Origin of the sequence: Citrobacter sp. Cf116, assembly GCF_030336505.1 — a bacterium.
GTDB classification, from domain to species: Bacteria; Pseudomonadota; Gammaproteobacteria; order Enterobacterales; family Enterobacteriaceae; genus Citrobacter; species Citrobacter freundii.
This window is the reverse complement of the sequence record NZ_JAOWEQ010000029.1, coordinates 80,151-97,355: the sequence shown is the minus strand read 5'-3', so window position 1 is coordinate 97,355 and position 17,205 is coordinate 80,151. Positions and strand designations below refer to the sequence as shown.

Below are 17,205 nucleotides of genomic sequence, written 5' to 3'. Positions count from 1 at the left end.
ATTTTTCTATGCGTTAAAAACCGTGGTTTTTTATCGTTATTTAACGCCTTTATCTTATTGACTAACTGGTAATCTCAGCTAAGTAAAAAATCATCCAGGGGATCAGCATGTCGGCAATACAGGGGATTGAAGGGGTCATCAGCCAGTTACAGGCCACGGCGATGTCAGCAAAAATGCAGGATATGCAGCCACAACCGACCGTGAGTTTTGCCGGTCAACTGCATGCGGCGTTAGACAGGATCAGCGATGTGCAAACCGCATCTCGCGTGCAGGCAGAAAAATTTACCCTCGGTGAGCCGGGCATTGCGTTAAATGATGTGATGACCGATATGCAAAAAGCGTCGGTATCAATGCAGATGGGTATTCAGGTACGTAACAAACTGGTGTCGGCGTATCAGGAAGTGATGTCGATGCAGGTGTAGGTTTAACGTGCAGAGACTGGTTGCCGGATAAGCACAGCGGCCATCCGGCAACCAGTTACTTCTGAATCAAATAGCGGATCGTTGGGCCATCCTGCTGAATATCCAGCACCGTATAGCCGTGATTACGCGCATCCAGTGGAATATTGTTGATTGACTGCGGGCAATCGCTCACCACTTCCAGAATTTCACCTTTCTTCAATTGCGGCATCGCTTCCAGCGTGGCGACAGCCGGGTATGGACACGGTTCGCCGACCATATCGAGGCGATAATCAGGCACGATATTTTTCATACAGACTCCTTGGCAGGCGTCAGTCCTGCGCGACGGAAGAAGCGTTTTTCCCAGCCGATAATGAGCATCAGCGCGGCAAACAACAGCAGATAGGTTACCAGCAGACCGCCGAGCGGACCGAAGGTGTTGAGCAGATTCACTTTGTCCCAGTTGGTGGCAAGCGCGGGAGCAAAATCATCCCAGTAGTAGGCCAGAATGGTCGAGCCAATAACGTTGCCCAGACCAACCCACCAGTAATGCACCTGGCCTTCAACGGCGCGGTACATCCAGCCGGTTTCGCATCCGCCCGCTAAAACGATGCCAAAGCCGAACAGCAAGCCGCCGATCACCGCATTTGGACCCGCCCACATGATTTTAGGCTCGACGCCCAGTTGCACGTAGCTAAAGATACCGATGGCGCTGACCGCCATCCCGAAGATGATTGCTTTTGCCATATGGGTGCGACCAGAAATCCACAGGTCGCGGAAGGCGGAGGTGAAGCAGATTTGCGCCCGTTCAATCAGCAGACCGAACCCAACGCCAAACAGCATCGCCAGACCGAGCTTGGGTTTATCCATCGCGGTGAGCAGCGCCCAGCCGATCATGCCGATAAACACCAGCATGCCAAGGCGGAAACGGCGACGGGCCTGATCTGGCTTTTGCGTCAACGGCGAAGCGGCGGAGACTTTCTGCATTTTGACCGGAATACGAAACATCGGCAGCAGGGTAAAGCGTGCGCCAAACCATGAGCCGATTGCCGTTGCCAGCGCGAAAAACCAGGCATGTAACGAGAACTGTGGAATGCCGGTGAAGAATGCGGCCAGGTTGCAGCCCATCGCGAGCCGGGCACCGAATCCGGCGATCATCCCGCCGACTATCGCCTGCATAATGCGCACTCGGCTACGCGGCATGCGTAATTTGACGTTGTTAGCCCACAGCGCGGCAGCAAAACAGCCGCCGAACATACCGAGGATCATCATGCCGTCAATGCGGGTCAGGGGCGAGCCTTCGAGATGGATCAGCTTGTAGTATCCCCACTCTTCGGCGTGCACGCCAAACAGTTGCAGGATTTGCCCACCCCAACGGGTGAATTCACCGGTAACGGCCCAGAAGGTTCCCGTAATGCCGAAATAATAAGTGGAGAGAATACCCGCTGCGATGACCGCAGGGGCGGGGGCCCAAAATTTAATTAACCAGGCCTGTTTGAAGTGTTGCCATGACATGCGTTGCGCCTCTGAACTCAGAAGGTATGTAACAAGAAGTGTGGATACTACACCGTTCAGAATTTTTGACTATGAGTAATAAGAGGTAATACCGTCTGGATCAATCTTTCTCAACGCTGCCGAAAGGCTGGCGACATCAGGCCTTTAATGCCACAATCCCATTTTCTTCGCATGCAGGATGAATGATGAAAAAATTAGCAATCGTTGGTGTATTTCTGGCGCTTACCGGATGCGCCGAAGTAGAAAATTATAACGACGTGGTGAAAACGCCAGCGCCAGCCGGTCTGGAAGGATACTGGCAGTCAAAAGGTCCGCAACGCAGTCTGGTAAGCCCGGAAGCGATTGCCAGCCTGGTGATAACGAAAGAGGGCGATACGCTGGATTGTCGCCAGTGGCAGCGGGTGATCGCGCTGCCGGGGAAACTGACGATGCTCTCTGGCGATCTCACCAACGTGACGGTGAAACGCGAGCTGTATGAGATCGAGCGCGAAGGCAATACGCTGGAATATGACGGTATGACGCTGCAGCGGGTGGATCGCCCGACGCAGGAATGTGCTGACGCGTTAAAGAAAACGCCGCTGGCCACACCGCTGCCATAAACCGTACGCCCCGGTAGCCTCTGGCCACCGGGGTTGAACTTTACAACACGTCCTCAATCACCCACACGCTGACGCTACCACCGTTACAGAAAAACGTTGCTTCACCGTTTTCATCGGTGACCACGCTTTCCTCGCGATTTCCCAGATAGTCACGCCAGGTTTTATTGCCGTAATTGGCGCCGAGATTGATGGTCTTTTCCCCGTCATCGCCGTTTGACAGTACCACCACACAGCCGGGATCGTCGTCTGTTCCGCTGCGGCTAAAAGCGATACAGTTAGGATGATCGAAAAAGAGCGTCTGTACCCCGTGTGCGAAGCGCTGGCGCGCGAGGATCAGTTCATCAAGCTGTTCGATGATCGGCATGTCGATAGGATAGGTTTCGCCATCGCCGCCGGTGTCTTCGTAATGCGCTCCGTAGAGGTCAGGGTAAAACACCGACGGTACGCCATTTTCACGCAGCAAGATCAGCGCATAGGCCAGTGGCTTAAACCACGGCTCGACGGGGGCTTCGAGTGCCTGTAAAGGTTGGGTGTCGTGATTGGCCACCAGCGTGACGGCATGAAACGGATCGGCTTCTACCAGGGTATCGGCGAAAATCTGGCTCATGTCATAATCGCGGCCCTGACGGGACGCTTCGTGGAATTTCATCTGCAAAGGGGCGTCGAACAGCATGGTTTTCCCCTCCACCTGATTAATGTAGGTTTGCAGCTTGTCGACTTCGTGGGACCAGTATTCCGCGACGATAAACAGCGGTTTTGGCGCCACCTCCTGCACGTGCTCAATCCATTCTTTATAAAACCAGGCCGGAATGTGCTTGACGGCATCCAGGCGAAAGCCGTCGCAATGGGTTTGATCCATCACCCAGCGCGCCCAGTATTTGATTTCCTCGGTGACGGCGTGATTACGAAAATCGATATTTTCTCCCATCAGATAATCAAAATTACCCAACTCATCATCAACCTGGTCGTTCCAGCCTTCGCCGGTGTAATCGTTAACGATTTTAAAAATCCCGTCTTCGGTGGGATTCTCGATATGGTCAATGCCGCTGAAGCATTTGAAGTCCCATATGAATTGCGAGTACTGGCCTGCGCGGGCAGGGAAGGTGTAGCGCGTCCAGCCTTCGCATTCGATAATCTCATCGTCTATTTGCGTGCGATCCTCGGCGTTAACCCGTTGGACGCGGATCTTTTCTTTCTCATCTGCGCCCATTTTGTGGTTAACCACCACGTCCAGCAGTACGGCAATATCATTGTGCTTAAGCGCGTCTATCGCCGCCAGCAGCTGGTTTTTATCGCCGTATTTGGTGGCGACGTTTCCCTTTTGGTCGAATTCGCCCAAATCAAACAGATCGTAGGAATCATAGCCAACGGAATAACCGCCGGACGCGCCTTTATAAGCGGGGGGCAGCCATACCATATTGATGCCGATATCATTGAGTCCGCCTGCGCGTTCGGCAAGCTCGGGCCAGAGTTGACCGCCATCAGGGTAATACCAGTGGAAGTACTGCAATAACGTGGGATTTTTCATCTTCCGTGCTCCAGAAGTCGTTTGGCCGACCTCTGGAGTATGGAAGATAATTCAGACGAGACGGGAAATTATTGTGGCGTAGTGGGGGCGTCGGGTACCAGCAGCATACCGGAAAGACGACCATAGGCGTTATTCAGCGTCTTTTGGCGTGTCGACTGGCCGATGAGGTTGCTGAGTTCATCCAGGCGCTGCTGCAACAACGTTTTGAGTAATTGTTCATTATCCAGCGTCTGTTTAATGTACCCGGCCACCAAGTCCTGAATACTTCGCGTAATGCCCGGTGGAGTTTGCTCTTCCATGACCACTTCAATACTTTGCAGATAGGTAACTTCCTGTTCCAGTAAAAGGTCCCATTCACCGCGCTGCGCCAGTTCCAGCAGTGAGTGACTGAGCAGCGCGATGCGCTGCCAACGGTTGATAAACTCCACGGCTGAGGTCATTAACGAGACTCCTGGGACGTCGCTTTCGGTGAGATCTGTTTCCAGGCTTCCGCAATGTTGCCGAGCAACCCTTCGACTTCTTCAATGGCCTGACAATCATTACGCAAGTTAGCTTGCAGTAAACGGCGGATCATATAGTCATACAGCGAGGACAGGTTAGTAGCGATTTCACCGCCATTCTCCTGATCCAGACCTGCTTTCAGACCATTGTCGATAATGTTAATGGCTTTGCTTAAGGCCTCACCTTTGGCGACGATATCACCCTGCTGCATAAACAGGCGAGCGCGCACGAGGGCGCTGTTCGCGCCATCAAACAACATTTCAATCAGCTGATGCGGGCTGGCGCTCATTACGCCACTCTCTATACTGACTTGTGCATAGGCTTTGGTACCGCTCGCGGTATACATACTTACCTCGTGTTATCAGGAATTACTCATCGCAGTAAATTGCTGGCCCAAATAGGTACTGGTGCTGTTCAGTTTGCTCATCATGGTGTCCAACTGCGTAAACTGCGCTTTATAGCGCGCGACGGTATCATCAATGCTGTTGCTGACGGCCAGATATTGTTTGGTCAGTTTTTTCAGCGTGGCGTTAATATTGTCCTGGGCTACATCAATAATGCCGTCATCGGCTAGGTAGCCTTTTACTTCAGTGGCAATTTTTGTGGTAATTCCGGTTTCTTTACCATCACCAACCAGCAATTGACGGGTCGCCGCGGTGTTATCTTTCAGCGCTTTTGCCAGCTTGGTGTCGTCAATTTTCAGCTTGCCGGAGGTTCCGTCAGTGGTAATCCCGATTTCACCCAACGTTTTGAATGCACCGTCGCTGGCGCCATTGGAAAACTGGGCGCGAATCCCTATCTGGATAGTTCTTACTGCGCTGTCGCCGATCAGTGCACCGTTATTTTTATCTTGTGCTTCGGCTCCTGGATCTACTTCAGTGTATTTGGTCAGCGTTGAGAATGTATCCAGCAGCGAGTTATAGGCATCCACCCAACCTTTGATCGCTTCTGTTGCTTTATCATTGCTCTTGGTGACGGTGATTCGCGCGTCAGTAACTTCTTTAGTCAGATTCAGCGTTACGCCCTGAGGGGCATCGGTAATGGTGTTGCTTGGGCGTTCAATATCAATGCCGTTAACCTTTAACAGCGCATTTTTGGCTTCCACCAACTGTTTCATATTTCCGCTACCGGCGGTGCTGTCATAGGCCAGTAAGTCATTAAGCTTACTGTCGCCGCTGACGGAAATAGTCATCTTATTATCGACACCGCTGTCGGCAGTTAATACCAACTGATAATCATTTTCCTTAACTTTAACGATACTGGCGGAAATACCGCTGTCGGCGTCGTTAATGGCATCTCGAATTCCTTCCAGCGACGTCTGATCTTTGCTGAGCTTAATCTCCAGCGGTTTTTCACGGCCTTTTTGTTCAATTTTAATGGTACGGCTTTCGGAAGATGTATCACCTAACGCTTCCTTCGTTGAGCTGATTCCACTTTTGGTACTTAATGATTGCGCCTGCGCTAGTTGCGTAACGCTAACGGTATAGATCCCAGGTGCGGCACCGGCAGAGGTCGATACCTTAAGGTCTTCCGTACTGCTGGTGACGGTGGTGCTTTTAAATAGATCGGCACTATTTAATGTGGTATTTGCCGTCTGGAATTTTTCCAGCGCGCTTTTTAGCGTCCCGTAGGCTGTCAGTCTCGCGGTGTTCGAACTCTGTTGCTGAGTAATTGGAGTTAAACGTTTTTTTTCAGCAGTCGTCAGATTTGTCAGCAATGTATCCAGCGGTAAGTTTGAGCCGACGCCCAGTGATGTAAATGAAGGCATGCCTAATTCCTTGTGATTGCAAACAGTAGTTAAGCGGGTTATCGGCAATCTGCGCGCAAAGTTTAATGATAGTTTTGTAAAAATAATGCGCAGAATAATGGCATATAAAGAGGGTATTTCAGGGGCTAAGAAAAAAGAGGGCGGAAAGTAAAAATTTTCTAAAGTTCGAAATTAAGGTGCCGATACAAGGGTTACGGTGAGAAACCGTGGGCAACAGCCCAATAACATCAAGTTGTAATTGATAAGGAAAAGATCATGGCACAAGTCATCAATACAAACAGCCTGTCGCTGTTGACCCAGAACAACCTGAACAAATCTCAGTCTACTCTGAGCTCCGCTATCGAGCGTCTGTCCTCTGGTCTGCGTATCAACAGCGCGAAAGACGATGCTGCTGGTCAGGCGATCGCTAACCGCTTCACCTCTAACATCAAAGGTCTGACTCAGGCTTCCCGTAACGCCAACGACGGTATCTCCATCGCGCAGACTACTGAAGGCGCGCTGAACGAGATCAACAACAACCTGCAGCGTGTCCGTGAACTGTCCGTTCAGGCATCTAACGGCACCAACTCCGATAGCGACCTGAGCTCCATCCAGGCTGAAATCACTCAGCGTCTGAGCGAAATCGACCGCGTTTCCGGCCAGACTCAGTTCAACGGTGTGAAAGTACTGGCGGGTGACAACACCCTGAAAATCCAGGTTGGCGCTAACGATAACGAAACCATCTCCATTAACCTGAAAGAAATCACCAGCAGCACGCTGGGTCTGAATACTTTCAGCGTAACTGGCGATAAAGCAGCTACCGCTGACCAGTTGGTTAAAGATTTCGGCGCAACGGGTACCATGAACTATAAACTGGCTGCTGATAGCTATTCTGTTGATGTAAAATCGGGTGCTGTTAAAATTGATGTTGGTACCACTGGTACATTTGCTGCGGCTTTCGTTGGTGCAGCAGATGGTAAATTAACCGCTAGTTCTGCAAACGTACAAGTTACCTCAGGTGCAGGGGCAACTGCTGACGCAGCTGCAACTGCTGCTGCTGCGGTAACCGCAGGTGGTCCTAACGCTAAATTTACCTTTAAAGGTGCCGAATGGACTGCTGCTGCAACAAACACAGCAAATGCTGACGGTAACGGTAAATTCACCACAACTATTGATGGCACCACCATTACCATGGACATCTCAGGTGCGACAACCGGTACCGGTGGTACCATGACTCTTTCTGGTGGCAGCATTTATGAGCAGGGTGCCGCAGGTAGTAACAAACTGACTACCCATGCAACCAACGTTGCAGCAAAAGAGTCTGATCTGGTTGCAGCTAAAGCATCTAAAACGGGTGGAGCTTTATCTATTGGTGCTACCAATTACGCAGTTGATGCTAACGGTGTTGTTACCAACGGCGGTGAAACAACTTTCGTTAAAAATGCAGGTACTGCAAATGCTTCTCTGGTTAAACAAAGCCAGGCAAGCGAAGCAACGCGCAACCAGTTGAAACTGATTGATACCGCGCTGGCTCAGGTTGATACCTTACGTGGTGACCTCGGTGCGGTGCAAAACCGTTTCGATTCTACCATCACCAACCTGGGCAACACCGTTAACAACCTGACTTCTGCTCGTAGCCGTATCGAAGATGCTGACTACGCGACCGAAGTGTCCAACATGTCCAAAGCACAGATCCTGCAACAAGCAGGTACTTCTGTACTGGCACAGGCCAACCAGGTTCCGCAGAACGTTCTGTCTCTGCTGCGTTAATTTACGCTTATCGCGCAAACCCCGCTCCGGCGGGGTTTTTTATAATTAGCTTTACCCGTAACCCCCAAATAACCCCTCATTTCACCCACTATTCACCCAATTAAAACCCCTGCAGAAACGGATAATCATGCCGATAACTCATTTAACGCAGGGCTGTTTATCGTGAATTCACTGTATACCGCTGAAGGTGTAATGGATAAACACTCGCTGTGGCAGCGTTATGTACCGTTGGTGCGTCACGAAGCATTGCGCCTTCAGGTGCGTTTGCCGGCGAGCGTAGAACTGGATGACCTGCTACAAGCGGGCGGCATCGGGTTATTGAATGCCGTTGACCGATATGACGCTTTGCAAGGAACGGCATTTACCACTTACGCAGTGCAGCGTATTCGTGGGGCAATGCTGGACGAACTACGTAGCCGGGATTGGGTGCCGCGTAGCGTTCGGCGCAATGCTCGCGAAGTGGCACAGGCGATGGGACAACTGGAGCAGGAATTAGGGCGCAACGCGACGGAAACCGAAGTGGCGGCGCGTCTGGCTATTCCTGTGCAAGAGTATCGTCAGATGTTGCTCGATACCAATAACAGCCAGCTCTTCTCTTATGACGAGTGGCGGGAAGAGCATGGCGATAGTATTGAGCTGGTGACGGAAGAACATCAGCAGGAAAACCCGTTACAACAGCTTCTTGAGGGTAACCTCCGCCAGCGCGTGATGGACGCGATCGAGGCGTTGCCGGAGCGCGAAAAGCTGGTGTTAACGCTGTACTACCAGGAAGAGCTGAATCTGAAAGAGATTGGCGCGGTACTGGAAGTCGGGGAATCACGGGTCAGCCAGTTGCACAGTCAGGCCATCAAACGTCTACGCACCAAGCTGGGTAAGCTATAGGGGTACATCATTACCCCTGAACAATGCCGCATTACGAATTGACTACCAGGAGTTCTCATGACGGTGCAGCAATCAAAAAGACGGCCTCTAAGCCGCTACCTCAAAGATTTCAAACACAGCCAGACGCATTGCGCCCATTGCTTTAAGTTGCTCGACCGGATCACGCTGGTTCGTCGTGGGCAAATTGTGAATAAAATCGCCATCGCCCGACTGGACACTTTGTTGGATGAAGCCGAGTGGGAGCAGGAGAAAAAAGAGTGGGTGGCACTGTGTCGTTTTTGCGGTGATTTGCATTGCAAAGAGCAGAGCGACTTTTTCGATATTATCGGTTTTAAACAGTTTTTATTTGAGCAGACCGAAATGAGTCACGGCACGGTACGTGAATACGTTGTCCGCCTGCGTCGCCTCGGGAATCACCTGACCGAACAAAATATCTCTCATGACCTGCTGCAGGAAGGGTTCCTCGACGAAAACCTTGCCCCGTGGCTACCGGAAACCAGCACCAACAATTACCGCATCGCCTTACGTAAGTATGAGCAGTTTAAAGCCCATACGCATATAGGGCATATGCAGAAATCCTCCTGGACAGCCAGTTCTGATATATATTAAAAACGAATAAGGTGTAACAGAGTCGTGTTTGTGGATCACAGCAAACGTTTTACACTGTAGTCATAAATGATAGTCACTAATGACAATATTCGGGGTAACTATGAAATTAGCACTTCTGGGACGTCAGGCTCTGATGGGTGTAATGGCTGTTGCACTTGTCGCCGGAATGAGCGTAAAGACTTATGCAGATGAAGGTCTGTTAAATAAAGTTAAAGAGCGCGGCACGCTGCTGGTGGGCCTGGAAGGGACCTATCCCCCGTTTAGTTTTCAGGGCGATGACGGCAAGCTGACCGGTTTCGAAGTGGAATTTGCTGAGGAACTGGCCAAGCACCTTGGGGTGAAAGCTAACCTGAAGCCGACCAAGTGGGACGGTATGCTGGCCTCTCTTGATTCCAAGCGCATTGATGTGGTCATCAACCAGGTGACCATCTCTGACGAACGTAAGAAAAAATACGATTTCTCTACCCCGTATACGGTTTCTGGTATTCAGGCGCTGGTGAAAAAAGGCAATGAAGGTGTTATTAAGACCGCTGCCGATCTGAAAGGTAAAAAAGTCGGCGTTGGTCTGGGCACCAACTATGAAGAGTGGCTGCGCCAGAACGTGCAGGGCGTGGATATTCGTACCTATGATGACGACCCGACTAAATACCAGGATCTGCGTGTAGGCCGTATCGACGCCATTCTGGTTGACCGTCTGGCGGCGCTGGATCTGGTGAAGAAAACCAAAGACACGCTGGCTGTGACCGGTGAAGCGTTCTCCCGCCAGGAGTCCGGTGTGGCGCTGCGCAAAGGCAATGAAGATCTGCTGAAAGCGGTTGATGCGGCCATTGCTGAAATGCAGAAAGACGGTACGCTGAAAGCCCTGTCTGAAAAATGGTTTGGAGCGGATGTGACGAAATAATCGGCATCCGATGAAAAAAGGCGCCTTTAACAGCGCCTTTTTTTATTTCATTGCGCCTGAGCGTGCATAATAAAAAGAACATCACAACAACGAATACCGGAGGCTGTATGCCGCTGCATAACTTAACGCGCTTTCCACGTCTGGAATTTATTGGCGCGCCAACGCCGCTCGAATATCTTCCACGTTTCTCCGACTACCTCGGGCGCGATATTTTCATCAAACGCGATGACGTCACGCCGATGGCCATGGGCGGCAATAAGCTGCGTAAGCTGGAGTTTCTGGCCGCAGACGCGCTGCGTGAAGGCGCTGATACGCTGATAACCGCGGGTGCCATCCAATCTAACCACGTTCGTCAGACTGCGGCGGTAGCGGCTAAGCTTGGCCTGCACTGCGTGGCGCTGTTGGAAAATCCGATTGGCACCACGGCGGAAAACTATCTCACCAATGGCAACCGTCTGCTGTTGGATCTGTTTAATACGCAGATCGAAATGTGCGATGCGCTAACCGATCCGAATGCGCAGTTGCAGGAGCTGGCGACGCGCATTGAAGCGCAAGGGTTCCGCCCGTATGTGATCCCTGTTGGGGGCTCTAATGCTCTGGGGGCGATGGGTTATGTGGAAAGCGCGCTGGAAATTGCCCAGCAGTGTGAAGGGGCCGTTTCGCTCTCTTCCGTGGTGGTCGCGTCGGGCAGTGCGGGAACGCATGCCGGGCTGGCGGTGGGGCTGGAGCAACTGATGCCAGACGTCGAGCTTATCGGCGTGACCGTTTCGCGCAGCGTCGCCGATCAAAAACCAAAAGTTGTCACGTTGCAGCAGGATATTGCCCGCGAACTGGAACTGACGGCCTCAGCGGATATCCTGTTATGGGATGATTATTATGCGCCGGGCTACGGTACGCCAAACGAAGAGGGCATGGAGGCGGTAAAACTGCTGGCGCGCCTCGAAGGCATTTTGTTGGATCCGGTGTATACCGGTAAGGCGATGGCGGGTTTGATTGACGGCATCAGCCAGAAGCGCTTCAAAGATGAAGGGCCAATCCTCTTTATCCATACCGGTGGGGCGCCTGCACTGTTTGCCTACCATCCTCACGTGTAACAACCAGGTCGAAAAACGCTAATGCATGAAAGTATCCAACTGGTAATTGATTCCCTGCCGTATCTGCTCAAAGGCGCGGTTTTTACGCTGCAACTGAGTATCGGCGGGATGTTTTTTGGCCTCGTGCTGGGGTTTATCCTGGCGTTGATGCGTCTGTCGCCGCTGCTGCCTGTGCGCTGGCTGGCGCGTTTTTATATCTCTATTTTTCGCGGAACACCGCTGATTGCCCAGCTGTTTATGATTTATTACGGTCTGCCGCAGTTTGGAATTGAGCTTGATCCTATCCCGGCGGCGATGATTGGCTTGTCGCTTAATACAGCCGCCTACGCTGCGGAAACCCTGCGTGCGGCAATCTCTTCCATCGGCAAAGGACAGTGGGAGGCGGGTGCCAGTATTGGTATGACGCGCTGGCAGACCATGCGCCGGGCAATCCTGCCACAGGCTGCGCGCGTTGCGCTGCCGCCGCTGAGCAACAGCTTTATCAGTCTGGTGAAAGATACCTCTTTGGCCGCTACTATTCAGGTACCGGAACTGTTCCGTCAGGCGCAGCTGATTACCTCGCGTACGTTAGAAGTCTTTACGATGTATCTGGCGGCCTCGTTGATTTACTGGGTGATGGCGACGGTGCTTTCTGCGCTGCAAAACTATTTTGAAGAACAACTGAACCGCCAGGAGAGAGAGCCGAAATGAGTGCTATCGAAGTCAGAAACCTGGTCAAAAAATTTCATGGGCAAACGGTGCTGCATGGGATCGATCTTGACGTCAAACCTGGTGAAGTAGTAGCGATTATCGGGCCGAGCGGATCGGGCAAAACCACGCTGCTACGTAGCATTAATTTGCTGGAGCAACCGGAGGCGGGCACCATTAAAGTGGGTGAGATTACCATTGATACCGCGCGTTCGTTAACCCAGCAGAAAGGGCTGATTCGTCAGTTACGCCAACACGTCGGTTTTGTGTTCCAGAACTTTAATTTGTTTCCCCATCGGACAGTGCTGGAAAACATTATTGAAGGGCCGGTGATAGTCAAAGGTGAACCAAAAGCTGAAGCGACAGCTCGTGCGCGTGAATTGCTGGCGAAAGTCGGGCTGGCAGGTAAAGAAACCAGCTATCCGCGGCGTTTATCGGGTGGACAGCAGCAGCGCGTAGCGATTGCCCGGGCGCTGGCGATGCGACCTGAGGTTATCCTTTTTGATGAACCGACCTCCGCGCTTGATCCTGAACTGGTTGGCGAGGTACTTAATACCATCCGCCAACTGGCGCAGGAAAAACGCACCATGGTAATTGTGACGCATGAAATGAGCTTTGCTCGCGATGTCGCCGATAGAGCGATATTTATGGATCAAGGACGGATAGTAGAGCAGGGACCAGCAAAATCCTTATTCACGCATCCGCAGCAGCCACGTACCCGTCAGTTTCTTGAAAAGTTTTTGATGCAATAAATAGTGTATATGGCACTCGCCGGGATTGTTTCTGGCGAGTGCTCTTCGCATAACTATTTATAATTATTGCTTTATTATTAACATTTGATTCTGTTACTTACTTCCGCTGTTGAGTAATACTCAAGTAATTGTTCATTTGTCCGATAATTTGCATATATAAAATACATTTATGTGTTAGCTTGTTTCATATGTTTGGATGATTATCAATCTCAGGGGCATTACCACTTAGTATGCAGGATCTTGATTTCTTCACCTGGCGACGGAGCATGCTGTTACGCTTTCAGGAAATGGCGACGGCAGAGGATGTCTATACGGAATTACAACAACAGACGCAGCACTTAGAGTTTGATTTTTACGCGCTCTGTGTTCGTCATCCGGTACCTTTTACCCGACCTAAAACGTCACTTCATACGACCTATCCCAAAGCATGGGTGGCGCATTATCAGTCCGAAAATTATTTTGCCATTGATCCGGTGCTGAAACCTGAAAACTTCAGTCAGGGGCATTTACCCTGGAACGATACTCTGTTTCGCGATGCGCAACCTTTGTGGGACGCCGCGCGCAATCACGGTTTACGCAAAGGGATGACGCAATGCTTAATGTTGCCTAACCGGGCGTTGGGTTTTTTATCTGTATCGCGTGCAAGTATCCGTAACAGTCGCCTTGCGAGCGATGAAGTGGAGCTCAGAATGCAGCTTCTGGTACGGGAAAGTCTGTCTGTACTGACGCGACTGGAAGATGACATGGTTATGGCGCCAGAGATGCGTTTTAGCAAGCGGGAAAAGGAAATATTGAAATGGACGGCTGAGGGGAAAACCTCTTCAGAGATAGCCATCATTCTGTCGATTTCTGAAAATACCGTGAACTTCCACCAGAAGAATATGCAAAAGAAATTCAATGCGCCAAACAAAACGCAGATAGCCTGTTATGCCGCGGCAACCGGGCTTATCTGAGTAAATTATCGTTCTGAGTGTCAGACGCAAAACCGGCTGAGAGCATTGCTATCAGCCGGTTTCTTATTACTGGCGGTAAGCTTGTTTAATTTGCTTAACCGTGTTGGAAAATACCGCAGCCTGTGATTGATCTTCAATCAGCGCGAGCTGTTTTTCCATTTTAAGAATCACGCGGCCTGCATCGGCTTGACCCATTGCCTGCAGCATCAGCGTTAACATGGCTTTCAGGCAGGCGACTTCATTGGCCAGTTCCTGGTTATTCTCAGCAGTGGAAAAGTCAGGCGTACTCATTTATTTTCCTCGTTATGTTTCAATGAAAAAGTGCGATGTCAAATCTTAAGGCGGCGGAGTATACCATAAGCGAGACTAAAAATATCTGTGGTTGTTTTTTGCGCGGACCAATGTTGTGGACATTAAAATAAACAACATGTTGCAGTGCATATATTTTCTCCACATGTTGTTTATTTCGAGTATTTTCCTCGTTAATTATTGTTACAACTTTGACTGCCTGGTTTGCATTCAGCGAAGGAATATGATCTTTTTGTCACCATTATGAAACAGCTACACAGATATAACCGTGGCAAAAGGTTACCAGTACTGAAAGTTTCCACTCGTCGTACAATCTAATTTCCAAAAACGAGAGCAAAATCGAAAGTCGGGCGTTTTTTACATTTCAAAGTTGAGATAAAACCCGTTAACATAGGACCGATTAACTATCGGTAGCGTTATCCCTATTCTGGAGATATTCCTTTGATCAACGTTTTTCTTGTTGATGACCACGAACTGGTGCGCGCAGGGATACGACGCATTCTGGAAGATATAAAAGGCATAAAAGTTGTCGGCGAAGCGTGCTGCGGTGAAGATGCGGTAAAATGGTGCCGCTCAAATTCCGTTGACGTTGTGCTGATGGATATGAATATGCCCGGTATTGGCGGTCTGGAAGCAACCCGCAAAATTGCGCGTTCCACGGCAGACATTAAAGTGATCATGCTGACGGTACACACCGAAAACCCATTACCTGCAAAAGTTATGCAGGCAGGGGCCGCAGGGTATCTCAGCAAAGGCGCCGCCCCCCAGGAAGTAGTGAGTGCGATTCGTTCGGTTTTTTCCGGGCAACGGTATATTGCCTCCGATATCGCTCAGCAAATGGCGCTCAGCCAGATTGAGCCTGAGAAAACGGAAACCCCGTTTGCCAGTTTGTCTGAACGCGAGTTGCAGATTATGCTGATGATCACCAAAGGTCAGAAGGTTAATGAGATCTCAGAGCAACTGAATCTTAGTCCTAAAACGGTGAACAGCTATCGCTATCGAATGTTCAGTAAATTAAACATTCATGGCGATGTAGAGCTGACTCACCTGGCAATTCGCCATGGCCTGTGTAATGCGGAGACATTAGCAAGCCAGTGACAGATCAGTTTGATGCCAAAGCGTTCCTGAAAACCGTGACCAGCCAGCCCGGCGTCTATCGTATGTATGATACCGCCGGAACGGTTATCTATGTCGGGAAAGCGAAAGACCTGAAAAAAAGGCTTTCCAGCTACTTCCGTAGTAATCTTGCGTCACGCAAGACCGAAGCGCTGGTCGCGCAAATCCAGCAGATTGATGTCACGGTAACGCACACTGAAACCGAAGCGTTATTGCTTGAGCACAACTACATCAAGCTATATCAGCCGCGTTATAACGTATTGCTGCGTGATGATAAATCCTACCCCTTTATATTCCTTAGCGGCGATACCCACCCGCGTCTGGCGATGCATCGTGGGGCAAAGCATGCCAAAGGCGAGTACTTTGGACCGTTCCCTAACGGTTATGCGGTGCGTGAAACGCTGGCGCTGTTGCAGAAAATATTCCCTATCCGCCAGTGCGAAAACAGCGTTTATCGCAACCGTTCTCGACCTTGTCTGCAATATCAGATTGGCCGCTGTCTCGGCCCGTGTGTCGCGGGTCTGGTGAGCGAGGAAGAGTATGCTCAGCAGGTCGAGTATGTTCGTCTGTTCCTGTCCGGAAAAGACGATCAGGTGTTAACACAGCTGATTACCCGCATGGAAAAGGCCAGCCAAAATCTCGAATTTGAAGAGGCTGCGCGAATTCGTGACCAAATCCAGGCCGTACGCCGTGTGACCGAAAAACAGTTTGTCTCTAACACCGGAGACGATCTGGATGTCATTGGCGTGGCGTTTGACGCCGGCATGGCCTGTGTGCACGTTCTGTTTATTCGCCAGGGTAAAGTGCTGGGCAGCCGCAGCTATTTCCCTAAAGTACCAGGTGGTACGGAACTGGGCGAGGTCGTCGAAACCTTTGTCGGGCAGTTTTATCTGCAGGGGAGCCAGATGCGTACCTTACCCGGGGAGATCCTGCTCGATTTCAATCTTAGCGATAAAACCCTGCTGGCAGACTCTCTGTCTGAACTGGCCGGACGGAAGATTAACGTGCAGACGAAACCGCGAGGGGATCGCGCGCGTTATCTGAAGCTGGCGCGGACCAACGCGGCAGTGGCGCTCACCACGAAACTTTCTCAGCAGTCGACGATTACGCAACGTCTGACGGCGCTGGCCTCCGTATTGAAGTTACCTGCGGTGAAGCGTATGGAGTGCTTCGACATTAGCCATACGATGGGGGAACAGACGGTAGCCTCCTGCGTGGTTTTTGATGCCAATGGCCCGCTGCGTGCAGAATATCGGCGTTACAATATTACCGGCATTACGCCGGGTGATGATTATGCGGCGATGAATCAGGTCTTACGTCGGCGTTATGGTAAGGCGATTGAAGAAAGTAAGATTCCGGACGTCATATTGATCGACGGCGGTAAAGGTCAGTTAGGGCAGGCGAAAGCCGTTTTTGCTGAACTGGACGTTCCCTGGGACAAACAGCACCCACTCTTGCTGGGGGTGGCAAAAGGGGTCGATCGTAAAGCAGGTCTGGAAACACTGTTCTTTGAGCCGGAAGGTGAGGGCTTTAGTCTGCCGCCGGATTCGCCTGCATTGCACGTTATCCAGCATATCCGCGATGAATCTCACGATCATGCGATTAGCGGGCATCGTAAAAAGCGGGCGAAAGTGAAAAGTACCAGCACGCTTGAGACCATCGAAGGTGTCGGGCCAAAGCGTCGCCAGATGTTGTTGAAATATATGGGAGGTTTGCAAGGTCTTCGTAATGCAAGTATCGAAGAAATTGCAAAAGTGCCGGGTATTTCGCAAGCTCTGGCAGAAAAGATCTTCTACTCGTTGAAACATTAGGCCCTCTGTAGCAACATAGGGGTAATTTCACTG

The 17,205-nt window shown here is 50.8% G+C and carries 20 protein-coding genes; 12 read left to right on the top strand and 8 right to left on the bottom strand.

Annotation, left to right across the window (positions count from 1 at the left end; genetic code table 11):
* Positions 1-107: 107 nt before the first annotated feature.
* Positions 108-422, top strand: a complete 315-nt coding sequence (gene fliE / locus OGV74_RS04560) for a flagellar hook-basal body complex protein FliE (RefSeq protein WP_071696982.1) — start codon at positions 108-110, stop codon at positions 420-422.
* Positions 423-477: 55 nt separating this feature from the next.
* On the opposite strand, the gene yedF is transcribed toward fliE, so the two are convergent.
* Together yedF and yedE are read right to left on the bottom strand one after the other, a co-directional pair.
* Positions 478-711 (bottom strand): sulfurtransferase-like selenium metabolism protein YedF, encoded by a 234-nt coding sequence (gene yedF, locus OGV74_RS04555; protein WP_000790504.1) that lies wholly within the window; start codon positions 709-711, stop codon positions 478-480.
* Positions 708-1,913, bottom strand: a complete 1,206-nt coding sequence (yedE, locus tag OGV74_RS04550; RefSeq protein WP_003839093.1) for a selenium metabolism membrane protein YedE/FdhT — start codon at positions 1,911-1,913, stop codon at positions 708-710. Before yedE ends, yedF begins: the two co-directional genes overlap by 4 nt.
* A gap of 185 nt (positions 1,914-2,098) precedes the next feature.
* On the opposite strand from yedE, the gene yedD reads away from it, so the two are divergent.
* Positions 2,099-2,512, top strand: coding sequence for a lipoprotein YedD (yedD, locus tag OGV74_RS04545; protein ID WP_003030454.1), 414 nt, complete (start codon positions 2,099-2,101; stop codon positions 2,510-2,512).
* Between the two features lie 40 nt (positions 2,513-2,552).
* Here yedD and amyA read toward each other — a convergent pair whose 3' ends face one another.
* The 4 genes from amyA to fliD all read right to left on the bottom strand — a co-directional run bounded on the left by amyA (position 2,553) and on the right by fliD (position 6,309).
* A complete protein-coding gene (gene amyA, locus OGV74_RS04540) occupies positions 2,553-4,040 on the bottom strand; it encodes an alpha-amylase (protein ID WP_086503971.1) in 1,488 nt (495 codons plus the stop codon).
* A gap of 68 nt (positions 4,041-4,108) precedes the next feature.
* Complete coding sequence (fliT, locus tag OGV74_RS04535; RefSeq protein WP_016150551.1) at positions 4,109-4,480, bottom strand: flagella biosynthesis regulatory protein FliT; 372 nt, start codon at positions 4,478-4,480, stop codon at positions 4,109-4,111.
* Positions 4,480-4,887, bottom strand: a complete 408-nt coding sequence (gene fliS / locus OGV74_RS04530; RefSeq protein ID WP_086503972.1) for a flagellar export chaperone FliS — start codon at positions 4,885-4,887, stop codon at positions 4,480-4,482. Before fliS ends, fliT begins: the two co-directional genes overlap by 1 nt.
* A 15-nt stretch (positions 4,888-4,902) precedes the next feature.
* Positions 4,903-6,309, bottom strand: coding sequence for a flagellar filament capping protein FliD (gene fliD / locus OGV74_RS04525; RefSeq protein WP_086503973.1), 1,407 nt, complete (start codon positions 6,307-6,309; stop codon positions 4,903-4,905).
* Positions 6,310-6,564: 255 nt separating this feature from the next.
* Here fliD and OGV74_RS04520 point away from each other — a divergent pair, with 255 nt between their 5' ends.
* The 8 genes from OGV74_RS04520 (at position 6,565) to sdiA (ending at position 13,936) form a co-directional block, all read left to right on the top strand.
* Positions 6,565-8,058: a flagellin N-terminal helical domain-containing protein gene (locus OGV74_RS04520; RefSeq protein ID WP_086503974.1), complete on the top strand. Its 1,494-nt coding sequence runs from the start codon at positions 6,565-6,567 to the stop codon at positions 8,056-8,058.
* A gap of 162 nt (positions 8,059-8,220) precedes the next feature.
* Entirely contained in the window at positions 8,221-8,940 is a 720-nt protein-coding gene (locus tag OGV74_RS04515; protein ID WP_003030465.1) for an RNA polymerase sigma factor FliA, read from the top strand.
* 57 nt (positions 8,941-8,997) lie between these two features.
* Complete coding sequence (fliZ, locus tag OGV74_RS04510; RefSeq protein ID WP_016150547.1) at positions 8,998-9,549, top strand: flagella biosynthesis regulatory protein FliZ; 552 nt, start codon at positions 8,998-9,000, stop codon at positions 9,547-9,549.
* A gap of 100 nt (positions 9,550-9,649) precedes the next feature.
* Complete coding sequence (gene tcyJ, locus OGV74_RS04505; RefSeq protein ID WP_003030469.1) at positions 9,650-10,450, top strand: cystine ABC transporter substrate-binding protein; 801 nt, start codon at positions 9,650-9,652, stop codon at positions 10,448-10,450.
* Positions 10,451-10,557: 107 nt separating this feature from the next.
* Positions 10,558-11,544: a D-cysteine desulfhydrase gene (dcyD, locus tag OGV74_RS04500; RefSeq protein ID WP_003030471.1), complete on the top strand. Its 987-nt coding sequence runs from the start codon at positions 10,558-10,560 to the stop codon at positions 11,542-11,544.
* Between the two features lie 21 nt (positions 11,545-11,565).
* A complete protein-coding gene (gene tcyL / locus OGV74_RS04495; RefSeq protein WP_286520387.1) occupies positions 11,566-12,234 on the top strand; it encodes a cystine ABC transporter permease in 669 nt (222 codons plus the stop codon).
* Positions 12,231-12,983, top strand: a complete 753-nt coding sequence (tcyN, locus tag OGV74_RS04490; RefSeq protein WP_003030477.1) for an L-cystine ABC transporter ATP-binding protein TcyN — start codon at positions 12,231-12,233, stop codon at positions 12,981-12,983. The genes tcyL and tcyN overlap by 4 nt, the downstream gene beginning before the upstream one ends.
* 230 nt (positions 12,984-13,213) lie before the next feature.
* Positions 13,214-13,936, top strand: a complete 723-nt coding sequence (sdiA, locus tag OGV74_RS04485) for a quorum-sensing transcriptional regulator SdiA (protein WP_003030480.1) — start codon at positions 13,214-13,216, stop codon at positions 13,934-13,936.
* 66 nt (positions 13,937-14,002) lie between these two features.
* Here sdiA and OGV74_RS04480 read toward each other — a convergent pair whose 3' ends face one another.
* Entirely contained in the window at positions 14,003-14,227 is a 225-nt protein-coding gene (locus tag OGV74_RS04480; RefSeq protein WP_086503975.1) for a DUF2594 family protein, read from the bottom strand.
* 19 nt (positions 14,228-14,246) lie between these two features.
* Positions 14,247-14,390: a hypothetical protein gene (locus OGV74_RS23355; RefSeq protein WP_458294090.1), complete on the bottom strand. Its 144-nt coding sequence runs from the start codon at positions 14,388-14,390 to the stop codon at positions 14,247-14,249.
* A 296-nt stretch (positions 14,391-14,686) separates the two neighbouring features.
* Here OGV74_RS23355 and uvrY point away from each other — a divergent pair, with 296 nt between their 5' ends.
* Positions 14,687-15,343, top strand: coding sequence for a UvrY/SirA/GacA family response regulator transcription factor (gene uvrY / locus OGV74_RS04475; RefSeq protein WP_003030486.1), 657 nt, complete (start codon positions 14,687-14,689; stop codon positions 15,341-15,343).
* On the top strand, positions 15,340-17,172 hold the full coding sequence (uvrC, locus tag OGV74_RS04470) for an excinuclease ABC subunit UvrC (protein ID WP_086503976.1): 1,833 nt from the start codon (positions 15,340-15,342) through the stop codon (positions 17,170-17,172). The genes uvrY and uvrC overlap by 4 nt, the downstream gene beginning before the upstream one ends.
* Positions 17,173-17,205 lie beyond the last annotated feature (33 nt).